Source organism: Leptospira mtsangambouensis (assembly GCF_004770475.1).
In the GTDB taxonomy this organism is placed as follows: Bacteria; Spirochaetota; Leptospiria; order Leptospirales; family Leptospiraceae; genus Leptospira_A; species Leptospira_A mtsangambouensis.
Genome location: NZ_RQHK01000002.1, coordinates 977853 through 998125, shown reverse-complemented (window position 1 = coordinate 998125; position 20273 = coordinate 977853). Strand labels below are relative to the sequence as shown.

At 38.9% G+C, this 20273-nt stretch carries 21 protein-coding genes; 8 read left to right on the top strand and 13 right to left on the bottom strand.

Annotated elements, in window-relative coordinates:
• Positions 1 to 49: 49 nt before the first annotated feature.
• Positions 50 to 868 (bottom strand): GerMN domain-containing protein, encoded by an 819-nt coding sequence (locus EHR01_RS04560; protein ID WP_135693477.1) that lies wholly within the window; start codon positions 866 to 868, stop codon positions 50 to 52.
• Between the two features lie 34 nt (positions 869 to 902).
• Entirely contained in the window at positions 903 to 1547 is a 645-nt protein-coding gene (locus tag EHR01_RS04555; RefSeq protein WP_244309975.1) for an HAD family hydrolase, read from the bottom strand.
• Between the two features lie 82 nt (positions 1548 to 1629).
• On the opposite strand from EHR01_RS04555, the gene EHR01_RS04550 reads away from it, so the two are divergent.
• From EHR01_RS04550 to EHR01_RS04540, 3 genes are read left to right on the top strand one after another with little or no spacing between them, the layout of a single operon-like run.
• Positions 1630 to 2835, top strand: a complete 1206-nt coding sequence (locus EHR01_RS04550; protein ID WP_135693473.1) for a KamA family radical SAM protein — start codon at positions 1630 to 1632, stop codon at positions 2833 to 2835.
• Positions 2832 to 3827 (top strand): D-alanine--D-alanine ligase family protein, encoded by a 996-nt coding sequence (locus EHR01_RS04545; protein ID WP_135693471.1) that lies wholly within the window; start codon positions 2832 to 2834, stop codon positions 3825 to 3827. The genes EHR01_RS04550 and EHR01_RS04545 overlap by 4 nt, the downstream gene beginning before the upstream one ends.
• On the top strand, positions 3824 to 4501 hold the full coding sequence (locus tag EHR01_RS04540; RefSeq protein WP_135693469.1) for an iron-containing redox enzyme family protein: 678 nt from the start codon (positions 3824 to 3826) through the stop codon (positions 4499 to 4501). Before EHR01_RS04545 ends, EHR01_RS04540 begins: the two co-directional genes overlap by 4 nt.
• Here EHR01_RS04540 and EHR01_RS04535 read toward each other — a convergent pair.
• The 4 genes from EHR01_RS04535 to bfr are packed head-to-tail and all read right to left on the bottom strand — an operon-like array spanning position 4488 to position 7600.
• Complete coding sequence (locus tag EHR01_RS04535; RefSeq protein ID WP_135693467.1) at positions 4488 to 4841, bottom strand: DCC1-like thiol-disulfide oxidoreductase family protein; 354 nt, start codon at positions 4839 to 4841, stop codon at positions 4488 to 4490. The genes EHR01_RS04540 and EHR01_RS04535 overlap by 14 nt on opposite strands.
• Positions 4842 to 4851: 10 nt before the next feature.
• Complete coding sequence (locus tag EHR01_RS04530) at positions 4852 to 5997, bottom strand: acetylglutamate kinase (RefSeq protein ID WP_135693465.1); 1146 nt, start codon at positions 5995 to 5997, stop codon at positions 4852 to 4854.
• A complete protein-coding gene (locus EHR01_RS04525; RefSeq protein ID WP_425269975.1) occupies positions 5994 to 7097 on the bottom strand; it encodes a THUMP domain-containing class I SAM-dependent RNA methyltransferase in 1104 nt (367 codons plus the stop codon). Before EHR01_RS04525 ends, EHR01_RS04530 begins: the two co-directional genes overlap by 4 nt.
• Before the next feature lie 26 nt (positions 7098 to 7123).
• Positions 7124 to 7600 carry a bacterioferritin gene (gene bfr, locus EHR01_RS04520; protein ID WP_135693461.1) on the bottom strand — a complete coding sequence of 159 codons (477 nt, stop codon included), beginning with the start codon at positions 7598 to 7600 and terminating at the stop codon, positions 7124 to 7126.
• Positions 7601 to 7678: 78 nt separating this feature from the next.
• Here bfr and EHR01_RS04515 point away from each other — a divergent pair, with 78 nt between their 5' ends.
• The 4 genes from EHR01_RS04515 to EHR01_RS04500 are packed head-to-tail and all read left to right on the top strand — an operon-like array spanning position 7679 to position 11648.
• A complete protein-coding gene (locus EHR01_RS04515) occupies positions 7679 to 8779 on the top strand; it encodes a thiolase family protein (RefSeq protein WP_135693459.1) in 1101 nt (366 codons plus the stop codon).
• Entirely contained in the window at positions 8779 to 9852 is a 1074-nt protein-coding gene (gene waaF / locus EHR01_RS04510) for a lipopolysaccharide heptosyltransferase II (RefSeq protein WP_135693457.1), read from the top strand. The genes EHR01_RS04515 and waaF overlap by 1 nt, the downstream gene beginning before the upstream one ends.
• Positions 9836 to 11155: an aminopeptidase P N-terminal domain-containing protein gene (locus tag EHR01_RS04505; RefSeq protein WP_135693455.1), complete on the top strand. Its 1320-nt coding sequence runs from the start codon at positions 9836 to 9838 to the stop codon at positions 11153 to 11155. Before waaF ends, EHR01_RS04505 begins: the two co-directional genes overlap by 17 nt.
• 34 nt (positions 11156 to 11189) lie before the next feature.
• Entirely contained in the window at positions 11190 to 11648 is a 459-nt protein-coding gene (locus tag EHR01_RS04500; protein WP_135693453.1) for a MarR family winged helix-turn-helix transcriptional regulator, read from the top strand.
• A gap of 14 nt (positions 11649 to 11662) precedes the next feature.
• Here the strand turns inward: EHR01_RS04500 and EHR01_RS04495 are convergent, their stop codons facing one another.
• The 3 genes from EHR01_RS04495 to EHR01_RS04485 form a co-directional block, all read right to left on the bottom strand.
• Positions 11663 to 12421: an enoyl-CoA hydratase/isomerase family protein gene (locus tag EHR01_RS04495; protein ID WP_135693451.1), complete on the bottom strand. Its 759-nt coding sequence runs from the start codon at positions 12419 to 12421 to the stop codon at positions 11663 to 11665.
• 72 nt (positions 12422 to 12493) lie between these two features.
• Positions 12494 to 13675, bottom strand: a complete 1182-nt coding sequence (locus tag EHR01_RS04490; protein ID WP_135693449.1) for a M20 metallopeptidase family protein — start codon at positions 13673 to 13675, stop codon at positions 12494 to 12496.
• Positions 13672 to 15231 (bottom strand): TolC family protein, encoded by a 1560-nt coding sequence (locus EHR01_RS04485; protein WP_135693902.1) that lies wholly within the window; start codon positions 15229 to 15231, stop codon positions 13672 to 13674. The genes EHR01_RS04490 and EHR01_RS04485 overlap by 4 nt, the downstream gene beginning before the upstream one ends.
• Before the next feature lie 241 nt (positions 15232 to 15472).
• Between EHR01_RS04485 and EHR01_RS04480 the strand changes: the two genes are divergently transcribed.
• Complete coding sequence (locus EHR01_RS04480; RefSeq protein WP_135693448.1) at positions 15473 to 17542, top strand: thioredoxin domain-containing protein; 2070 nt, start codon at positions 15473 to 15475, stop codon at positions 17540 to 17542.
• Here EHR01_RS04480 and rsfS read toward each other — a convergent pair.
• The 4 genes from rsfS to nadD are packed head-to-tail and all read right to left on the bottom strand — an operon-like array spanning position 17529 to position 20273.
• Positions 17529 to 17894 (bottom strand): ribosome silencing factor, encoded by a 366-nt coding sequence (gene rsfS / locus EHR01_RS04475; RefSeq protein ID WP_004788822.1) that lies wholly within the window; start codon positions 17892 to 17894, stop codon positions 17529 to 17531. The two genes, EHR01_RS04480 and rsfS, sit on opposite strands and share 14 nt — an antisense overlap.
• 1 nt (position 17895) lies before the next feature.
• Positions 17896 to 19053: a LytR C-terminal domain-containing protein gene (locus EHR01_RS04470; RefSeq protein WP_135693446.1), complete on the bottom strand. Its 1158-nt coding sequence runs from the start codon at positions 19051 to 19053 to the stop codon at positions 17896 to 17898.
• Positions 19054 to 19665: a bis(5'-nucleosyl)-tetraphosphatase (symmetrical) YqeK gene (gene yqeK / locus EHR01_RS04465; protein WP_135693444.1), complete on the bottom strand. Its 612-nt coding sequence runs from the start codon at positions 19663 to 19665 to the stop codon at positions 19054 to 19056.
• Positions 19662 to 20273 (bottom strand): nicotinate (nicotinamide) nucleotide adenylyltransferase, encoded by a 612-nt coding sequence (nadD, locus tag EHR01_RS04460; protein WP_135693442.1) that lies wholly within the window; start codon positions 20271 to 20273, stop codon positions 19662 to 19664. The genes yqeK and nadD overlap by 4 nt, the downstream gene beginning before the upstream one ends.

Genomic DNA, 20273 nt, shown 5'->3' with positions numbered 1-20273 from the left:
CAGAACTAAAGATACCGAAAATCTAAGATCTGTAAACCATTTCCTTGAGTTAGAAAATGATTACCTTCCTTTGGGATCTGGCAAGAACTTCAGGAATTGTCATTCCATCACTGCCTAAAGTCCGAATTCTTTCCCCATTGGAATAAAGTATTACTCCTTTGATTCCAAAATTTCCAATCATGGTAAATGAAATTTGATCGAGTCTGTCTTTTAAAATTTCCATACTCCCTCCATAACCGATATCTTCCGAAATTGAAAGATGGAGGATTCCATTTTCCAAACGGTAATTGGGCTCCATTCGGACTCTTTTGGATAGAGCAGAAAGTACCCCTTTGCCTTTTTCTTCAGGATTTGGTCCTTTTGTAAGTTCTTGGAATAAATAAGGGATGGGATCTCCCCCTGGAAATTCCCGGGTGAGTTTGACTAGCTGGGATTGGCTATTTTTGCCGGTTCCATAAAATTTTAAGAAATATACAGGTAAGTACCCGGCATCCACTTGCAGTCGTTTGCCGGCGCCAGGAAACCTGTCTTCAGGAAGAGTGATTTCCGGAATGGTTTCATCCACTAGTTTTGTGCGAGGTTTTTGTTTGGAATCAGAATCGGGAAAGGTTTGGGTCAAAACTTCTTCTTCCCAATTCAAATCATCTTCCCAATTTTCTTTGGCAAAAGGATCGGAAGGTTCCGCAAATTTTCCCTTATCTTGCGATTTGCCTATATTGCGGAATCCTTGTTTGGGGAGAAAACTTCCAGTGGCTTTCGGGTCAAAGCCCATTGACTTTTCAATGAGGACCAGTACAAGAAAAATCCCGCCAATCAAATAGCGTAAAGATTTCCATTTATCATCTTGGATTTGGGGATGTACCGCCACAGTATCAATGTCGGAAAAGTAGAGAATTTCGAATTTAAAAAAATTCTTTCAAATTGGGTAAATCATCGAATTTCCAATCGAAATCCGGAATTTCGCCAGGAAGGCCGTGACCATAGGTGCAGAAACCAAATGGACATCCATTCTCTCTTGCTGCTTCCCAATCACTATGTCTATCTCCAATCATCGCAATGGCACTTGGTTCTAAATTGTATTTGCGAACATACTCCGCAAGGATTTCTCCTTTGGTATGGATGGTGTCTTGGTTGATGACAACAATTGGTTCGAAGTATTGTAAAACGCCTGCTGTATCTAAAACGGTTTCAATATAAGCTTTTCTTCCGTTGGAGGCACAAGTGATGGTGTATCCTTTTTCTTTCAGATAATGGATGGTAGAACCGACACCTGCATAAAAATCACCACCACCGCTTCTAATAGCGTCGCAGAGTAGGTCTAGAACCCTTCCAGAAATGATATCCCGTTCAGATTCAGGAAGGTCAGGCAAAAGGTTTTTAAAGATGGTACGAACGGGTTTCCCAATCTCATTCATAATCTGGTCATGACTCGGTAAGGACGTGATTTTTCCCGTCTTTTGTGCAAACTCTTCGATTGCCTGCACATAGGTCTTAAAGATTATGGATTCTGAGGAAAATAAGGTCCCATCGACATCGAAGGCGACCATGCGGATTTCCCCCAGGCGGTTTTCTTGCATTACCACCAGAAAAGAATTTGGCGGTCTCTTGGCAAGTAAGGAATTGGAAGTTATGCTCGTGCAAAGCAGTTTATCAGAAGTTCTTAAGGCGCGCGAAGAGCTGTATTCCCGAACAAATTGGACGGATCACACCTCGCAGTTGCAAAATCGAGTGAAAGGGGAAGACTTATCTCGGTATTTTGTTCTAACAGAATCGGAACTCATAGGAATTAGAGAAACCATTCGTTTGCATGTTTCTACCACTCCTTATTACCTTTCCTTGTCAAGCCCCGATGACCCCAATTGTCCCATTCGAAAAATGATTGTTCCTCGTTCCGAAGAGGCAGTCCTTTCTTCTGAAGAAAGTGCCGATCCTTTAGATGAAGAACGACTAAGCCCTGTTCGTGGGCTGACCCATATGTATCCCAATCGAGTTCTTTTATTTTCCAACCATTCTTGTAGTGTGTATTGCCGCCATTGTATGCGGGGACGAAAGGTATCTTCGAATGAAGAAAGAATGGAAAAAGGGGATTTGGAAAAGGCATTTGAATACATTCGAAACCATTCAGAAATAGAAGATGTAGTCATTAGCGGTGGAGATCCATTAAACTTAGCAGATTCAAGACTTGAGTGGATTCTTTCGGAATTAAACTCTATACCTCATGTAAAAATTTGTAGATTAGGTACAAGAAACCCAGTCACTTTGCCATTTCGCATAACAGAGTCTTTGTGTAAAATCATTGAAACTTATAATAACGACAAACTTTCCATATTTTGTAATACCCAATTCAACCATCCCAAAGAATGTACAAAAGAATCGAAAGAAGCAATCCTCCGGTTATTAAAAGCGGGTGTTTCTGTCGGGAACCAGTCTGTACTTTTAAAGGGAATCAATGATGAGGAAGAGACCATGCTAACTCTCCATAAAAAACTTTTGGAGATGCGTGTTCGTGCTTATTACCTGTATGATCCGGAACTGATTCCCGGTTCCAGAGGGTTTCGTACCCCGCTTGCCCGTGGGATTGAAATTGTAGAATATATGCGGGGAAAAATTGGAGGGATGGGGATCCCACAATTTGTAAATGACCTTCCTGGTGGAGGTGGTAAAATTACCATTTCACCTAACTGGTATTTGGGCTATAATCCCAAAACCCGCCAACATGTATTTCGATCGGCAGTCACAAAAAAAATCCATTTATCCTTTGAACCAGTAGATTCGAATAAGGAATCCTATTATCCTGTTTTGAGTGATGCGGATTTGGAGAATCTCGGATTATGAAATGTACTGTGATTCTTGCGTGTGATGTGTATGATCCAAGTGCACCCGAACTTTCTCAGGAATGGGAATCTGAAGAGACCATCCAAAAAATGGAAACTACCATTAAGGATTTAGGTTATGATGTGGCTGTTTTATCAAACCCAACAGAGATTACGTCCGTTCTTTGTAACATTCCCTTAGAAGAAAGAAAACATTGGATGGTTTGGAATTTAATTGAAGGATACCAGTCTCCAAACAGAGAAGCATACATACCGGCGTTATGCGAGTATTTAGCAGTGCCTCATACGGGAAGTTCTGCGGCAGTCCAAACCTTCACTTTAGATAAATACAAAACCAATCTTTTTTTAAAATCCTTTGGAATTCCCACAACAGATTTTTGGCTTGTGGAAGATAAAAACCAAACACCACCGGGGAACTTTCCTTTGTTCATCAAACCTAATGGAGAGGGTTCGAGTCTTGGGATAAACGAAAAAAATCGGATTCAGAATTCTAATGATTGGATGGAAGTTTTACCGGCGTTAGTTGAAAAATACAGTCCAGTCCTTGTTGAATCTTATCTGTCGGGAAGGGAACTGACAATCGCAGTACTCGGAAATAAAGGAAGTTATTCGGCCACAGTTCCTGCTTTTGTTGATTATCCCGGTTCTGTATACAGTGATCTTGTCAAATCTAAAGAAAGTTTTGTGGAATCTTTGGATTTTTCTGTGCCAAAAGACCTAACTAATACTCTGCAAACTTTTGCAGTACAAATTGCCAATTTCCTAGGAAGTTCTGGTTACATTCGTATCGACTTTAAATTGGAAAAAGACCTACCGTATTTTTTGGAAGTAAATGCCACTCCCGGTTTTTCTTCTGTTTATTCCACATTACCATTGTTATGGGAAAGCAGTGGGAAAACTTATTCTGAACTTTTAAATTATGTTTTGGATTTAGGATTTCAGGAATATAAACATCATCATCGTTACAAGTATGCAAAGGATAAAAACTTATGAACATAGTGGAAACTTTAAAAAAGGATGTGGAAACTCATCCCATCCTTAGATCGCAGTGGTTGTTAGAACGAAGTGCCTCAATGAGTTTTAATGACTTAATTTTATGGCTAAGCCAAGAATACTTTGTGTCAATTGGCTTTGTAGATTGGTTTTTGTTAGTGGCTGCCAAAACAAGAGACCAAAACGCAAAAATAGTCCTTGTGGAAAATATTTGGGGAGAACTTGGAGAAGGAAAAATTGCAGACACTCACGTTTCCATTCTCATTGAATTTTTAACAAAATTAAACTTTGATTTTGGCAACCATAAGATCCTACCCGAAACCAAAACGTATTTGGATAAAATGGAGTCCATCATTGCAAAAGGATTTTTTTATGGGCTTGGAGCTCTCGGTCCTGCAAATGAATACCTATTAAAATTGGAATATTCTCAGATTGCTCTTGCATACAAAAAACTAAAAACGGAAATGACCCTTCCCGAAGGGAAATTTTTCCAAGTAAATTTGGAAGCAGATGAAGGTCATAGCCAACGTATGTTTGAGTTGATTGAAGAAACAGCCATCACAGACGAATCAAAGAACCAAGTGATCGAAGGAAATTTACTGGCTCTAGTGGCAAGGGAAGATTTTTACAAAGGACTTTCTCGTTTGGATAAAGAACGCCTTACGAAAGTTTAGTTCGAAATCGTTTCAAAAAAAACATAACTCCCATTCCGAAAAAGGGGACCAGGGGCAAATACAAAAGGATACTGAAGTATTTGTATTTGTCCATTTTCCAACTTAGTTGTCTGACTGCAAAAAATCCAGGATAACGTATCCCTGATTCAATGAGTTGAACTTCTCCCGCACACAAAGTTTTGTTTAGTTCTTTGTGAATGGATTTTAGTTCAGTATCTGTGAGCTTATGAAAAGAAATAATTGCCACCTGATCCTTCGTTTTTTCTCGAATGATTTTTGCCAGGCGGGTACAAAACCCACAATTCCCATCATACACTAAAACTGAATTCTTAGATAACATAGGTTTGGGTTTACTTTGGAAAAAAATCTTCAGGTTGTGATTTTAAGATTTGGATCGTATCTGGAATGAGTGATTGGCCAAGTCCCAACCAATAATAATACCAACTTTCATCCTTTTCAATTCCTTGTGCGACAGACATATACCACTTGTTGATATTATTGTCAGGTTTGCTTCGCCAAAAAAGCGGTTTGCAATGTTCTAAAATTTGGTCCCAAATATCGCGACCCACACCCGCACCTCTTGCCACCCCATTCACAGCAAATTTAGAAAGTAAATATCCATTTTCTGTCTTTTGCATCCAAGCACAGGCCCTATAAGATTCTTCTAAAAATAGAACATCAAATTTAGTTTTATAAAACTCTGGTTTTAATGGTTTTCCAAAAGATTCTTCAATCAGTTGGAAAACTCTATTCATATCCACATCCTCAGTGGAATGACAAACCCTGATTTTATTTTTTCGCTTAACAAGAGTTCCGCTACCTTTGACCGTAAAAAGTTCAGTCAGTAACGTAAAGGGTGAGGTAAGGACAATACTAAATTTTGGGTCTTCTATTTTTGACAATAGGTCTTCAGAAAGTTGGATGAATTCCTCCTGTGACCGAGATAGAGTCATCCCTTCCGGGAGAGACAAATGAGAATCACTTTGTAAAATAGATTTTACCTTATTTGTATTTGGATCTCGTAGTGGACCATCGATCGAAACATAAATGACTTTGGAAGAATGGAGGATGGAACGACAACGATCGATGAGTGCAGAAAGTTTTTCTGATTCATCATCCCAAAGTAAAATTGGAATTTTTTTCTGACTGATACTTTTGGTAACTTCCTCTTTTAGTGGATTGTTACGATCCACAACTTGGTATGAAAAACCAAGACTTCTTTCTCCCTCGGAATTTGATTGTTCGAGTGGGAAAAAAACTTTTAAGTATTGGAAACTATCTACTTCCAAAATCACAAAGGGAAAAAGATCCAATTGATACAGAAGTTTTAGATCTGAAAACAAGGCTTCGGAACTATCAAATATTGTTTCCGAATCGGCATAAAGAATTGCAAATGATTCAGGCGATAAAGATTGGAATTCCTTTAAGAAAAGTAGTCCATCTCTAGGATCTCTTGTGATTTCAAAGACCCGACTGAGTACGTCTTTGGAATTCATTTCCCCCCTCTGATTTCATAATCAACAATCTTTGCTTTGAGGTTTGCGTGTTTCAAACTCAAATGAGTATTTTCTTTGAGTCCAAATTTTCCAAGGAGAGAAAAATCTCCCGAAAGAACGGTAAACTTCCATCCACCAAATTCATTTTTGATGACTTTTCCAAATTGAAAGTACATCTCTTTTAAATCTTCCATTGGTTTTCCAATTCGTTCCCCATACGGAGGGTTTGTTACTACATGGCCCTCCTTTCCAAATTGGTTTTTGAGATCTAAACAATTTCCCACTTCAAATTGTACAAAGTCTTCCACCCCAGCTTCGTATGCATTTTCTTTGGCGATCCGAACTGCTTCGGGATCGATATCAAATCCAAAAAGATGTGGGGAATTTGGTTTTTCTCTTTTCCTTTCATTGAATACATACGTGGGAAATAAGATTTGAAAAACAGGAGATTCTGCAAACAGGAAACGATTAATTTCGCCATACAGCCGTTCGCGGAGAGCCGCTTCGATAAGGATGGTTCCCGATCCGCACATGGGATCAACCAATGTGTTTCCTTCTTTCCATCCGGATACCTCGAGCATGGCTTGGGCAATGGGTTCTCTCACAGGTGCATTCCCTGCAAAAAGTCTGTATCCACGTCTTCCCACGGGATCTCCCGAAAAAGAAATTTCAATGCTAAACTTATCTGTATGAGATCTCACAACAATGGTGATGTCCGCCATTCGTTTTTCAATTTCCGGGAGAGGGACCTTTTTACTCCGCAAACGATCGAGAACTGCATCCTTGGTTCGATGCATGGTGAATTCAGAATTTTTTAATTTATCTTTGGTCTCTGCATCAATTCGAAAACTAACCTCGGGTCCAATGTATTTTTCCCAAGGAAGTTCACTCACTTTAGCATAAAATTCGTCGTACGTTTCTGCATTTTCATGTAACAACTGCAAGTTGATTCTTGACGCAAACTTGGTATGAATGGCAAACTGAATGACATCTTCTTTTTTTCCGGCAAAAAAAACTCCACCCCGGTTGGAACTGGTAATTTTAAGATGGTGGGATTTTATTTCGGTTTCCAAAAGCGGAGAAAGTCCTTCTCCGCAAATGGCATGGTAAGTGGGGTGAGTAGGTTTTATTCCGAGTCTCCTAATTTTTGAGCCAAGTAGTTTTGGATGCTAATCGAATCGATAATGGATTTTTGTGTTTCAATCCAATCAATATGTTCTTCTTCAGAAACAAGGATTTTTTCCAAAAGTTCTCTTGTTCCATTGTCTTTGGCTGCTACGCAGATATCAATGCCGCGGTTGAGTCTTTCTACTGCATTGTATTCTAACTGTAAGTCATGGTCCAACATCTCAGGAACCGTTTGGCCTACGTTGATTTTTAAATACTTTTGCAAGTCAGGAGTTCCATCGAAAAAGAGAATCCTTTCAATGATTTCGTCTGCATGTTTCATCTCTTCAATGGACTCTTTTCTGAGGTATTCTGCAAGTTCCAAATACCCCCAGTTTTTACAGACTTTTGCATGAATAAAATACTGATTGATGGCTGTGAGTTCTGCAGCTAGAACTTCCGCTAAAATGTCGATTACTTCTTTTTTTCCCTTCATATGGGTAGCCTCATTTTCTCTCTTCAAATGGAAAGATAATTGGTTTTCATAGAATAGGCAAGCGTAAAGTATATTCTAATGAAGAAAGTTTACATTCACAATCCATCATTGAGTGTATTCGGAAAACACAAAGGATCACAACTTGATTTATCCTTTGCGACCGCAAAACAATCTGTACATGAGTTTCAATCTCACAAAATTCAGTTCATCATCTACGCTAGTTTTTCACCTGATTCCTACAATCACGAATACCATTTATCTGCAAAACTCCCTGGCTTACTGGGAGTTCGAGATGTTTATTCCATAAGAATGGAAACTGCTTCTTCTTCAGGAGCAGCCGCTTTCCAATTGGGGGTGAATTTAATTCTTAGTGGAAGGTTTGATCATGGACTTGTTGTGGCAACGGAACTGATGAGCCAACTCAACCGTGAAGAGAGTAATCTTTTGTTAGGTTCTGTTCTTTCTGATGCGCAAAAGTCTCTCGGAATGTCAATGGCACAAGGTGGTGCCATGATCACTCGTAAGTATTTAAATGATTATGGATACAAAGAAGAAGACCTTTTTGCCATCTCAAAGAAATTACATGACAACGGACTCTTGAATCCCAAAGCACATATCAAAAAGAATTTAACCCAGGAAGAATACCAAAACCAAACTAAGATTGCAAGTCCCTTGGGATTGTATGATATCTCACCACTTTCTGATGGGTCGGCTGCCCTTATCCTTTCCAAAGATCCAAGTTCTATTTCTGTCAAAGGGATGGGATCGGGAACCGCACCTTTTCTTTCGTCAGCGGATCCAAGTTTTTTGGCCAATCGCATTGCCTTTGAAAAGGCTTATGCTGAAGCTGGTGTGGGACCAAGTGAGATTGATTTTGCTGAATTACACGATGCGTTTACTCCTTTTGAACTCGTTGGTGCCGAAGATGCAGGTTTTTTCAAACGAGGAGAGGCTTTATTCCAGGTAAAAGCAGGCCTTACCCATCCTATGGGCAAAATTCCTATCAATTCTTCTGGTGGACTCAAATCCCGGGGCCATCCAGTGGGTGCCTCAGGCCTTGCACAAATTGTCGAACTTTGCCGGTTCTTTGAGGAATGGCCGGAAAAGCGGTTGGCAATAGCACAAAGTATAGGTGGACTTGCAACAAACAACTTTGTGTCTATACTAGAAAGAGACTGATGCCAGAAAAAATACTCATCATCCAAACCGCTTTTTTAGGTGACCTGATCCTATCCACTTCGTTTTTCCATGCGGTAAAAACGGAACATCCAGGAGCAGAAATCCATGTGCTCGTGAATGCGGGTACAGAATCTGTTTTGGAAAACAATCCAGATTTAACAAAGGTTTGGTCACTTGATAAAAAACGAATCAAAAAGAATCCGTTTGCGTTTTTGCATTTCGCTGGATTATTAAAAAAAGAAAACTTTAACAAGGTATATTCGGCGCATTTTTCTTTTCGTTCGAGTTTGTTATCATACCTTACAAGGGCTCCGATTCGTATTGGTTATAAAGAATCCGGCTTTTCTTTTTTACATACAAAGACGGTGCAAAGACCCAAACAAGGTCCACATGAAGTAGAAAAACTTTTTTCCTTATTATTTGAGGAATATGATTATCCTACTGGAAGAGAAAGACGACCCTATTTATTCCCAGGAAAACAAGAGGAAGATTCTTTTTTAACAAAGAAAAAAGAAATTTTAAACCATGAAGATGGATACATTCTAATAGCTCCTTCTTCTCTTTGGGAAACCAAACGAATGCCCGAAGAAAAATTTGTGAGTGTCATCACACAAATCCTTCGCAAACGAAAAGAAACGGTTATCTTAATTGGAAGCAAAGCAGATTTAGAAATTGAAAATACAATTGCACGGTTGATGAAAACAGAACCTTTAGAATTAAAAGAAAGGGATCGTTTGCTTTCTCTGGTGGGTAAAACTAACCTAAAAGAACTAATGGTTTGGATTCGGAATGCCAGTGCGATTATTTCCAACGACTCCAGCCCCATTCATTTTGCCTCTGCTTTTAATACTCCTACGGTTATGTTATATGGTGCGACCATCCCTGCATTTGGATATGGAAGCCTTTCTGATAAACATAAAATTATGGAAGTACAAGGTCTAAATTGTAGGCCTTGCGGGATTCACGGTGGACGAATTTGTCCAGAGGGACATTTTCGTTGTATGATGGACCAAAATCCTGTACGTATTTTCGAGGCCTTAGAGGAAGTCATCACTCATGAAATTACCAAATAAAAAAACAAGAGAATACAACTCTAAGTTATATCGTAGTCGGATCACAAACATTCAGAAAAAGCTAAAAAAAGGGGAAATCTTTTTACTTTTTGCAGCAAACCATAAAATTAGAAACCGGGATGTAGAGTATAAGTTTCGCCAAAATTCCGATTTTTATTACCTAACAGGGATTACAGAAGAAGACTCTATCCTTGTGATCACTCATGATGTTTCAGGGATGTTCTGTTTACCCAAAGACAAAGAAAAAGAAATATGGACGGGGATTCGACTTGGAAAAGAAAAAATCAAATCCATGTTAGGTTTGGATTTTTCTTATGATTTAAGTGAATGGGAAAAAGAAAAATCTGCTATCCTGATTGGGCATCATACCTTATACTATTTTTTTGGAGAAAACCCAGACCGTGACCGGGAACTGATTTCCGAATGTAGAAATCTATCGGAAAGGGCAAGGGAAGGGAAATTTGGTCCGCATAGGATAGAACATCCACATTTTCTACATGAAGAAAGGCTGACAAAATCCAAGGAAGAAATCGCAATCTTAAAAAATGCAGCTGATGTCACAAAACATGGCCATATGCGCATTATGCGAGAGAGTAAACCAGGGATGTATGAATATGAATTGGAAGCTCTCCTTGATCAAGAGTATTTAAAATATGGGTCAATCGGTGGGGGATATGGCCATATTGTTGCCGCTGGAAAAAATGCCTGTATCCTTCATTACGTTAGTAATGACGATCTTCTCAAAGAAGGAGATTTGGTCCTTGTCGATTCGGGTGCTGAATGGAACTATTATACAGCTGATGTCACACGTGTGTTTCCTGTCGGAAAAAAATTCACTGAAGCTCAAAAAACAATCTATGAAATTGTATTGTATGCTCAGAAAAATGCGATTCTTAATTCTATCTCCGGTACTCCTTTTAATGAAGTACATGAAAAAACAGTACGTTTCCTCAGTGATTGTCTAAGAGAAATGAGATTTTTAAAAGGGAGTTTAGAAGAGATCATCGAGAAGGGAACCTATCGAAAATTTTACATGCACCGGACTGGCCATTATTTGGGAATGGATGTGCACGATGTGGGAAGATACTTTTTAGATGGAAAATCTAGACCATTGAAAGATGGTCAGGTAGTGACTGTGGAACCTGGACTATACTTTGATCCAACGGATGAAACCATCCCAAAAGAATTTCGAGGGATAGGAATTCGAATCGAAGATGATATTGTCATCCATGGTAAAACTCCCATCAATTTAACCGAATCCATTCCGAAAGAAATTTCAGAAATTGAATCTTTAAAGAGCTAATGGAATCCAACTTTGTAATGTTGGTTGGTATTTGATGAGTAGAGAACTTCCCAAACGATTTCGATCCGTTCGCTATTTTGATCGTATCAGCTCGGAAATTGCAGACATTGTTCGCAGTGAGATGGAAAAGTTGGGTTATCCCGGTCTTACTACATCTCATTTTGAAATTTTAACCTTTCTCTTACGTAGCACTGTTCCCATCAATATGACACAAATTGCCAAAACCATCGAGAAGACGAAGCCCACTTGTACAGTTCTTGTCAACAGATTGGTCAAAGAGGGCCTTGTGGAAAGAAATCCATCTCCAAATGATGGAAGGGAATGGGCCTTACTTTTATCGAAGGATGGGAAAAAAATACGAAAGAAAATTGTGACTATTTCCGCAAAACTTCTTTCGTTACAAACTTGGGGAATCTCAAAAGAAAACGAGAATATTTTGTATCCTATCCTCGAAGAAATTTATAAACACATTCGAAATAAAAGAGAAAATTAAATCATTCGCTTTTTTTAGGAAGTAAAGACAGGTCTTCTGACTTGAACGGAAGCAGAAATTCCTTCTTGCGCATCTTTAGATTGGATACTTTGGATGGTTGCTTGGATGTCCGTTTCAATTAACGATAAAATGTTTTTTTGTACATTCAAAATTCCTAATTTTGTATCTTTCATTGCTGACAGGGAATTTTTCTTTAGTTTGGTTTGAAGAGATTTTGACTTTTTCTTTACGTCTTCCTCTGTTCCAACAATTTCTTCAAACAAACTTGGCATTTCTTTGGCTTTAAATGCATCACCTAATAATACATGTCTTTTTGCGGCATCATATCCAACTGCTTCTCCTAGTAGGGCATAGATAAATGACGGAACTTGAATTCCAATTTTTACCTCAGGCAAACCAAATCGAATGTCTTCTGTTGCATAACGATAGTCACAAACAAGAGCAAGCATTGCTCCGTATCCTAAAGCATGGCCAGAAATTTCTGCGATTGTTGGAACGGGAAGGGTAAACAAACCTTTTAAGTTGTCATAGAACAAATTTAAAAAGGGAGCTAAATCTTTGGAAAGATCCATTGTGCTGACAGTGGTAAGATCAAGTCCTAGAGAAAAAGACCCAGGAGAATCACTTTTTAATACAATGGCTTTGGAATTTGATTCCTTAGCAGTTTGAATTGATTTTTTCAATTCCAAAAACGATTCGTTAGAAAAACTGTTCTTGTCGTTAATGCCCAATCGGATAAATCCGATTCCGTCTATTTGTTCGAATGAGATCATTGGAATCCTCGGAAAAATGGTTAGATGTCTAACTAATAGAATAGGTCAAAAAACAGACAAGTTTATTTTTGTTTAAAATGAATTTAAAAGATAGGTTTTGATGACTTCTTTCATTACGGAAAGGCCAATGGGAAGGGCATCTTCGTCAAAATCAAAAAAAGAACTATGGTGGGAGTGGATAAATCCTTTTGCCTCGTTCCGAGATCCAATAAAAAAATAACAACCTGGTTTTTCCATAAGGAAAGCCGAAAAGTCTTCCCCTCCCATGGTCCTTGTATTTTCTTCTGTGAGGCAATCCTGGCCCAGAACATTCTTTGCGGCAGTTCGAACGATATCAGCCATTGCCGGATCATTGATGGTTGGTTTGTCAATTCGGTTGTATTCAAAATCAACTGTGGCCCCAAAGCCAGTTGCTACTTGATTCACAAGAGATTCCATTCGTTTGGGAATCATTTCGTATACGGATTTGGAATAGGTACGAACCGTTCCGTGAAGGATTGCTGTTTCAGGGATCACATTGAAGGCATTTCCAGAATGGAAAGATCCCACGGTCACCACACAGGGTTCCAATGGATCTACATTTCTGGAAACTAATGTTTGTAAAGCGGTCACCAAGTGAGAACCTACTACAATCGGATCCACTGTGTGTTGTGGGATTGCCCCATGGCCAGAGGTTCCTTTGACTGTAATTTTAAATTCATCAACAGAAGCCATCATGGTACCGTTGACCACCCCCACTTTTCCTAGATCAATATGATTCCAGACATGGAGAGCAAAAACGGAATCTACTTTGTACCGGTCCAAAATTCCGGATGCGATCATTTTGTCCGCCCCTGATCCACCTTCTTCCGCTGGTTGGAAACAGAGGAGAACTCGACCTTTGGGAACAAATTCTGAAAAAGAGGCTTTTAATTCAGAAGAGAGGGCCATAAGGATGCTTGTATGCCCATCATGTCCACAAGCATGCATCTTACCTGGGTTTTTACTTTTGTAATCGTGGTGATTTTCTTCATGGATCGGGAGGGCATCCATATCGGCTCGGACGAGGATTGTTTTTCCTGGAATTCCAGAATCAAATAAAGCAACAAGTCCAGTTTCTGCGATCCCTGATTCCACTTGAAAACCCAAAGATTCTAAATGGGCTTTCACAAAAGAGGCAGTTTCCCTTTCCTCATATTTGAGTTCGGGAAACTGATGGAAGGTTCGCCTGTATCGAACCATTTCCTCTTTTCTGTGAGAAGGGTAAACTTTCATAATTTGTCAGTTTCTTGTTTGGCTCTTTTTTCGACTTCCTCTAAGATTGAGTAAAGATCGAGACCATATTTCTCAAATAGAGAATTTTTAGCCAATTCATAACGAACTAAATTGATATTAAAGTTAATCTTTGCTTGTGTGACGGCAAGTTCCACATTCGCCAAACTATCCAATGCATTTTTTACGTTAACAGCTGTATAACGTCCCTGGCGAAACCGTTCAATCAATCCATTATAGAAAATTTCAGTTTCTTTTCTAGTTTTTAATAAGTCCTTTAAGAGCGCATGACTTGCTAAAACTGCTTCGTAACGGTTATCAATTTCTTGCGTAATTTCTTGTTCCAAGTTTTGGATTTTCATCTCGTTCACTTTGAGATTCGTTTCCGCATCTCGAATTCCCGCTTTGATTCCTAAGTCCCAAAGAGGGTAAGACATCTTTAATTCAGCCAGAATTTGTGGGTGGTTAAAGGATGTGATTCCCCGTTGGCGCGCAATGAAATTGTCTTGTGGTGAAATAAAATTCTGTCCAATCGAACTATAAGAAAAGGTGGCAAGTAATGAAGGATCATCTTCTGCAAGAGCAGTGCTCAAAGCAAGTTTTGCAATTTCTCTTTCCCGTTTTAACATTAAGTAATCGGTTCTTCTCGAAAGTGCATATTCTTTGTCAGCCTTTAGGTTGATGCCCGTTGGCAAAGTTTCACTTAAGTCAGTGACTCCTTCAATGGAGGAGCCAGTGTCCACATTGAGAATTCGCACTAAATTTCTTTCGGCTTCAATACGATCTACTTTTGCTTTTTCTAATAGAGATTGGGTTCTAAGAAATGCTTGGTTCCACTGGTTGACTTCAAATCCTTCCGAGAGCCCCAGTCCAGTTTTTCGTAAGGTTAGGCGCCTGATCTCTTCTGTATTTTTGGATACTTTTTCGTAAGTGGCAATTCGAGAATCTACAATGCTAAGAGACCAATAATCCACAAGGATCTTGACTACAAGTTGAGTCAAAATGTTGATATAGTTTTCGCGAACAAGAAGGGTTTGGTTTTTTAAAAGTTTTTCTTTATCTTCTTCGTTTTTACCAAATCCATATTTGAGTAATTCTTGTGACAATGTTGCAGTGACAGCACCTGTATACATAGGTGGAGCCGCGAGTAAACTTCCAAATCCACTCTGAGAAGCAGGATCTTCAAAGGCGTTTACGTCATAACGAATTGTACTGATTTCTGTTTTGAAATAAGTTCCGGTTTTGAATTGTTTTTCGATACCGGCAGAAATTTTATCTTGGGAACGAATTGTTCCGGCAAAGATGTTGTTTCTGTTACTTGGAAAAAGTTGTTTGGAAGACTGGATACTTGCCAAGGCCTTCCAAGTGTATTTGGATTCATTTTTCCATTCGGGGCTGTCAGCCTTGACAATTTCCAATTTGGCATTTTGAACTATGGTGTTGTTCTCAATCACCTGTTCGATGGCTTGGGAGATCGTGAGTCGTAGTTTTTTCGGACCATTCCCCGATTGGAGGGATTCAGGAATGGTATTCCCGTTTTCCCACTGGGAAAGCTGCATCCGTTTGACATCCTCTTCAAAGTCAGATTCCGCAAAAATAGGGAAACTTAAAAGACTAAAAGATATTAACCAGCTGGTCAACTTTCGAGGACTGATAAAAAAATACGGGGTAGAAATATTGTGACTGTTCAATGGAAACTTCTTAAACCCCTTACACAGACAAGATGAAAAAATCAATCTTGTCAATCAACCTAAAATGTAAAAAGCTACGTGGAGAAACCTTAGTTTCTGGGAGAACATTGTGGCAAATCTGTCGAAAAAACCGAATCGTTTGGTTCATGAAAAAAGTCCTTATCTGTTACAACATGCACACAATCCCGTTGATTGGTTTCCCTGGGGAGCGGAAGCCTTCGAAAAAGCCCAAAAAGAGGATAAAATCATCCTTTTGTCCATTGGGTACTCGACTTGTCACTGGTGCCATGTGATGGAACGGGAATCCTTTGAAGATGATTCCACAGCAGAAGTCTTAAACCGTGATTTCGTATGCATCAAGTTAGACAGGGAAGAACGTCCAGACATTGATAAAATTTATATGGATGCTTTGCATGCTATGGGAACCCAAGGGGGTTGGCCTCTCAATATGTTTCTTACCCCCACAAAGGAACCAATCCTTGGGGGAACTTACTTCCCTCCGGAAAATCGCTACGGAAAACGAAGTTTTAAAGAGGTCCTTCGATTGGTTTCCGAGGCATGGAAGAACCAAAGAGAAGAACTCGTCACAGCTGCTTCTGATTTGACACAGTATTTACGTGATCATGAAACTAGACCCAATGAAGGAAAACTGCCTGCGAAAGAAATCATCGAAAATAATTTTGAACGATACCTGCAAGTGTACGATAAAGATTTTTTTGGATTCAAAACTAACTCAGTTAATAAATTTCCCCCGAGTATGGCCCTCAGTTTCCTTACGGAATTCTACTTATTAAAAAAAGACCCTCGTGCCTTGGAGATGGCATTTAACACAGCCTATGCCATGAAATCCGGTGGGATTTATGACCAAGTCGGTGGTGGAATTTGCCGTTATGCGACCGATCATGAATGGCTCGTTCCTCATTTTGAGAAGATGTTGTATGACAACTCCCTCTATGTGGAAGCCCTCTCTTTGTTATACAAGGCTACAGAAGAACCTTTCTTTTTAGAAGTGATTCGAGAAATCGTTTCGTATATCAGACGTGATATGACCTTGGGTTCCGGTGGGATTGCCAGTGCAGAAGATGCCGATTCCGAAGGAGAAGAGGGAAAATTTTATCTTTGGACCCATTCTGAATTGAATCAAATTATTCCTGATGAAGAAATCCAAGGATTTTGGAATGTCACCGAAGAAGGAAATTTTGAACACCAAAACATCTTACATGTATATTGGAAGGGAAAAAATCCTTTTGTGGATGGGATTCAATTCAAACCAGAGTTTACTAACAAATTAGAAAACACAAAAGAAAAACTATTGGCAAATCGTAGCCAAAGGATTAGACCCCTTCGAGATGACAAAGTCCTTACTTCCTGGAATTGTCTTTGGATTCGTGCTCTTTTGTCTGCTTATGAGGTTTCTGGTGACACTGAGTATCTCAATGATGCCAAAAAGATTTATCAGTTTATCACAAAACAACTAGTTGGTGAAGATGGTTCCATATTAAGGCGATTCCGAGAAGGAGAGGCCAAATATTTTGGAACATTACCCGATTATACAGAATTCATTTGGGTTTCTATGAAACTTTTTCAGTTGGATGAAGATATTGAAGCCTATACTAAGGGAAAACGTTCTTTGGAATATTTGTTCTCTCATTTTGCCTCCACTGTGGGTCCATTTTACGAATCCTTTCATGGGAATGAAGATTTAATTGTAAGAACTATTGAAGGTTATGATGGAGTTGAACCATCTGGGAATTCAACCATCTTACATTTGTTTTATCTTTTGTTTTCTTTTGGATACAAAGGACAGGATTTAGAATCAAAGGCGAATGCTATTTTTTCTTATTTCCTTCCAGAACTAACGCAAAATTCGTTAAGTTACCCTTCGATGATATCAGCATTCCAAAAATTTCAATACCCTTCGAAGGAAGTCCTTGTGGTTTACAAAGACAAGGATGCAACGGAAATCAAATCCATTCGGAAAAAATTAAGTAAATTAAAAGATCCGAATTTGGTTTGGCTTGTATTGGAAGAATCAAAGGCAAAACAATTAGCGGAAGAATTAGAACTCCTTACGGGTAGAGGGGCGGGCTCTGGGATTTTATTCTATGTTTGCCGCAATTTTTCTTGCGAGTTGCCAAAAGACAACTGGGAAGATACACTCACTCTTATACAACAATAGGAGTGGCATCTCCCCAGAGACGATCTAATGAATAATAGGTTCTCATTTCGTCAGTCATAATATGCACACAAATTTCACCGTAATCGAGAAGGATCCAACCTGTTGCGTCCTTAGGTAGATCTGTTAGGTTTTGTCTTTTGACTGCCAGTTTCAAAGGTTTCATGTATTTATCAATGTCCTTCGCACAAGATCTACCTTGTGTTTCAGTTTTGACAGTTGCAATTACGAATAAAGATAAATAACTATGTACATCTTTTAGATCCAAAAATTGGATGTTTTCACATTTTTTGTCAATTAACGTTTGTTTGATTTTTTTGAGATGTTCTAATGTCTCGGCGCTGATATTCGGCATTTTAGTCCTTGGAATTTTGAAAATCTTCCCCGAGGATCACAGTGGCATCTAACCCTAAATCTTTTCTCAGTGCAAAGTAAACCTTGCGTCCTTGAAATGTATCGGAGATAAGATCGGTGTACTGTGTGTTTCCGGAGCGGTTTAGGATGATACTGGATTTAAAACTAGAATCCCAGGCATTGTCAACGGAGAGAACTTTCAGACCCTTATCATTCAGAAGCACCTTACCATATCTGGCAAGCCCATTTTTAGGAGTTCCATTTAAGACTTCGATCCTTGCTCTTTCCCCTTCGCTAAAAGATAAGGATTTGAGTTCACTAGAGAATTTATGGAAGGCAACTTTTACCGTTTCTTCATTGGCTTTTAAAACTTCATCTTTGAATTTTGGGCGACCCATTGGCTCACCCGGAACTTCAGATACTCCAAAATGGATCTTTTCTTTTTTCAAAAAATCAATCAATGTTTCCCATTCTTTAGCTGAAAGATTTGTGGTCATCTGGCTATGAAGGTAAGCCACCCTTTGTTTTCCGAGTAGATCTCTTTTATCATGAATGGATTCTAAGATGGTTAAAAATATTGTTTCTTGGATTTCGAGCCTTCTGATATAGGAAATCATCGATTCATCGGTGAGTGAACTCATCCAATCAAAACAATCCTCACCATCCAGAATGTACGTCTGTTTGTTACGAGCGTAGTTTTTGGTTATGTGCTGTGATTTTGGTTCAAAAAATAAATTTAGTCCGCCAAGTAAATTTACCCAATTTTGAAACTGTTCTTTGGTCCAAACGATTTTAAATGGAATATTGGAATCTAAAGTATCTTCCAAAACAGATTCCAAATAAGAAGGGGCAGAACTTCCTTTTTCTTTGAGTGACTTTTCTCCATCATCAAAACTGGTTTTGGGATTTACAAAGAATAAAGCAGCTTTTTTCTCATTCGGATAAAACTCCGCATAAAGAGAAAATAGATATTCATCCTTTTCACCAATGACAGAGAAGAGAATGGGAAGTCGTTTGCTTTGGGAAAATTTTTGGTCTAGAGAAAAGCCACCTTTCGAACGAAACACTAAAAAAAGTAGGGCAATCAAAAAGAAGGAACCAGCTGCAATGAGAAGAGTTTTTGCCGGGATCGGTTGTTTTTTAGGAGCTTCGCGTAACATCTATTTGGTTTCCTTGATTAAATTAGCTGATTGGTTATACGTATAAAACGTATAGGGATGGATGACTTCCTTTTTTTCCATTAGAAAGGAAATGGTTTGAGAGGCTTTCATAAAAACTCCGTATAATAAATTTTCCTCCGTTTTTGCCACCCATAAGGAAAGGTCCGGTTGTCGGAATGCATAGTCAGATCCTAAAAAATCCGCAGCATAGAGAATTTGGTCCAAAAGTGATGGTGAGGTATTTCCTAAGGTATGGGAGGAAATTGCTTTTGCAATTTCAGAATCAGAGAAACCATATTCTCTCTCTAACCATAGCGGAGCCGAAAAAGCATGAAGGGCCTGCGAGGGAATATCGTTTAGTTCTAGAGAATATTCATGAAAGAGTTTCGAATGGACTTCCGGTTTTTTCTGTTTGGTGATGTCATGACAAAGGCCTGCGAGGTATGCTTTTTTCGGATGGGGGTGTCCGTGAATTTTTGCAAGTGATTCCGCATAATTTGCCACTCGAAGGATATGTTGAAACCTGGTTTCTGTGACATGGTTTGGAACTTCTTCGGTAAAAAATAAAATCCAGTCCTCTAAGGAAACATTTGTCTTTGGAATTTGTTTCACTTTGGGTCACCATCATCTCTTAGATTTAAAAACTTCAGAGCCAGTTCCTTGGTTTTAGGTAAAAGATACTCTGTAACTAAGTTTCCATAAAAAATTTGTCGAATTTCTGTGCTACTGATGGGTAATACAGGATTTGTCAAAACCCTGATTTTGGATTTGGGAATAAATTCTGGAATGAAAACTTCATTCGGAAAAGAAGTTTCTCTCCTCACTACAACAACCATTTTGACGAGATTTAGAATTTCTCGAAAGGACTTCCACAGATCAAAAGAGCTTAAATTATCTTCTCCTATCACAAGAGAAATTTGCGCATTCGGATGGAGATTCTGTAATAAACGTAAACTATCAACCGTATAACTTATATTTGGTTTTTTGATTTCCTCATCCCAAAGGATCACTTTTTCCGAAAGGAAACTTTCAAATTCGCTAAGACATAGTTCCCAAATTTCATTTGCACGAAACTCTTTTCCCTTTTTTTTCAAAGGAGAAACATAGTTAGGACAAATATAAAGTAAGTCATTGGGATAGGATTTGGAAATCGTTTCAATGACATGGCGATGTCCCAAATGTGGGGGATTGAAACTTCCTCCAAAAAACAAAACTTCCAT

What these genes read in the sequence shown, in the direction of transcription:
- EHR01_RS04555 (WP_244309975.1), bottom strand. Translation starts at nt 1,547, where the DNA reads ATGGTCGCCTTCGATGTCGATGGGACCTTATTTTCCTCAGAATCCATA.
- EHR01_RS04550 (WP_135693473.1), top strand. Translation starts at nt 1,630, where the DNA reads ATGCTCGTGCAAAGCAGTTTATCAGAAGTTCTTAAGGCGCGCGAAGAG.
- EHR01_RS04545 (WP_135693471.1), top strand. Translation starts at nt 2,832, where the DNA reads ATGAAATGTACTGTGATTCTTGCGTGTGATGTGTATGATCCAAGTGCA.
- EHR01_RS04540 (WP_135693469.1), top strand. Translation starts at nt 3,824, where the DNA reads ATGAACATAGTGGAAACTTTAAAAAAGGATGTGGAAACTCATCCCATC.
- EHR01_RS04535 (WP_135693467.1), bottom strand. Translation starts at nt 4,841, where the DNA reads ATGTTATCTAAGAATTCAGTTTTAGTGTATGATGGGAATTGTGGGTTT.
- EHR01_RS04530 (WP_135693465.1), bottom strand. Translation starts at nt 5,997, where the DNA reads ATGAATTCCAAAGACGTACTCAGTCGGGTCTTTGAAATCACAAGAGAT.
- bfr (WP_135693461.1), bottom strand. Translation starts at nt 7,600, where the DNA reads ATGAAGGGAAAAAAAGAAGTAATCGACATTTTAGCGGAAGTTCTAGCT.
- EHR01_RS04515 (WP_135693459.1), top strand. Translation starts at nt 7,679, where the DNA reads ATGAAGAAAGTTTACATTCACAATCCATCATTGAGTGTATTCGGAAAA.
- waaF (WP_135693457.1), top strand. Translation starts at nt 8,779, where the DNA reads ATGCCAGAAAAAATACTCATCATCCAAACCGCTTTTTTAGGTGACCTG.
- EHR01_RS04505 (WP_135693455.1), top strand. Translation starts at nt 9,836, where the DNA reads ATGAAATTACCAAATAAAAAAACAAGAGAATACAACTCTAAGTTATAT.
- EHR01_RS04500 (WP_135693453.1), top strand. Translation starts at nt 11,190, where the DNA reads ATGAGTAGAGAACTTCCCAAACGATTTCGATCCGTTCGCTATTTTGAT.
- EHR01_RS04495 (WP_135693451.1), bottom strand. Translation starts at nt 12,421, where the DNA reads ATGATCTCATTCGAACAAATAGACGGAATCGGATTTATCCGATTGGGC.
- EHR01_RS04490 (WP_135693449.1), bottom strand. Translation starts at nt 13,675, where the DNA reads ATGAAAGTTTACCCTTCTCACAGAAAAGAGGAAATGGTTCGATACAGG.
- EHR01_RS04485 (WP_135693902.1), bottom strand. Translation starts at nt 15,231, where the DNA reads ATGCAGCTTTCCCAGTGGGAAAACGGGAATACCATTCCTGAATCCCTC.
- rsfS (WP_004788822.1), bottom strand. Translation starts at nt 17,894, where the DNA reads ATGCCGAATATCAGCGCCGAGACATTAGAACATCTCAAAAAAATCAAA.
- EHR01_RS04470 (WP_135693446.1), bottom strand. Translation starts at nt 19,053, where the DNA reads ATGTTACGCGAAGCTCCTAAAAAACAACCGATCCCGGCAAAAACTCTT.
- nadD (WP_135693442.1), bottom strand. Translation starts at nt 20,273, where the DNA reads ATGGAAGTTTTGTTTTTTGGAGGAAGTTTCAATCCCCCACATTTGGGA.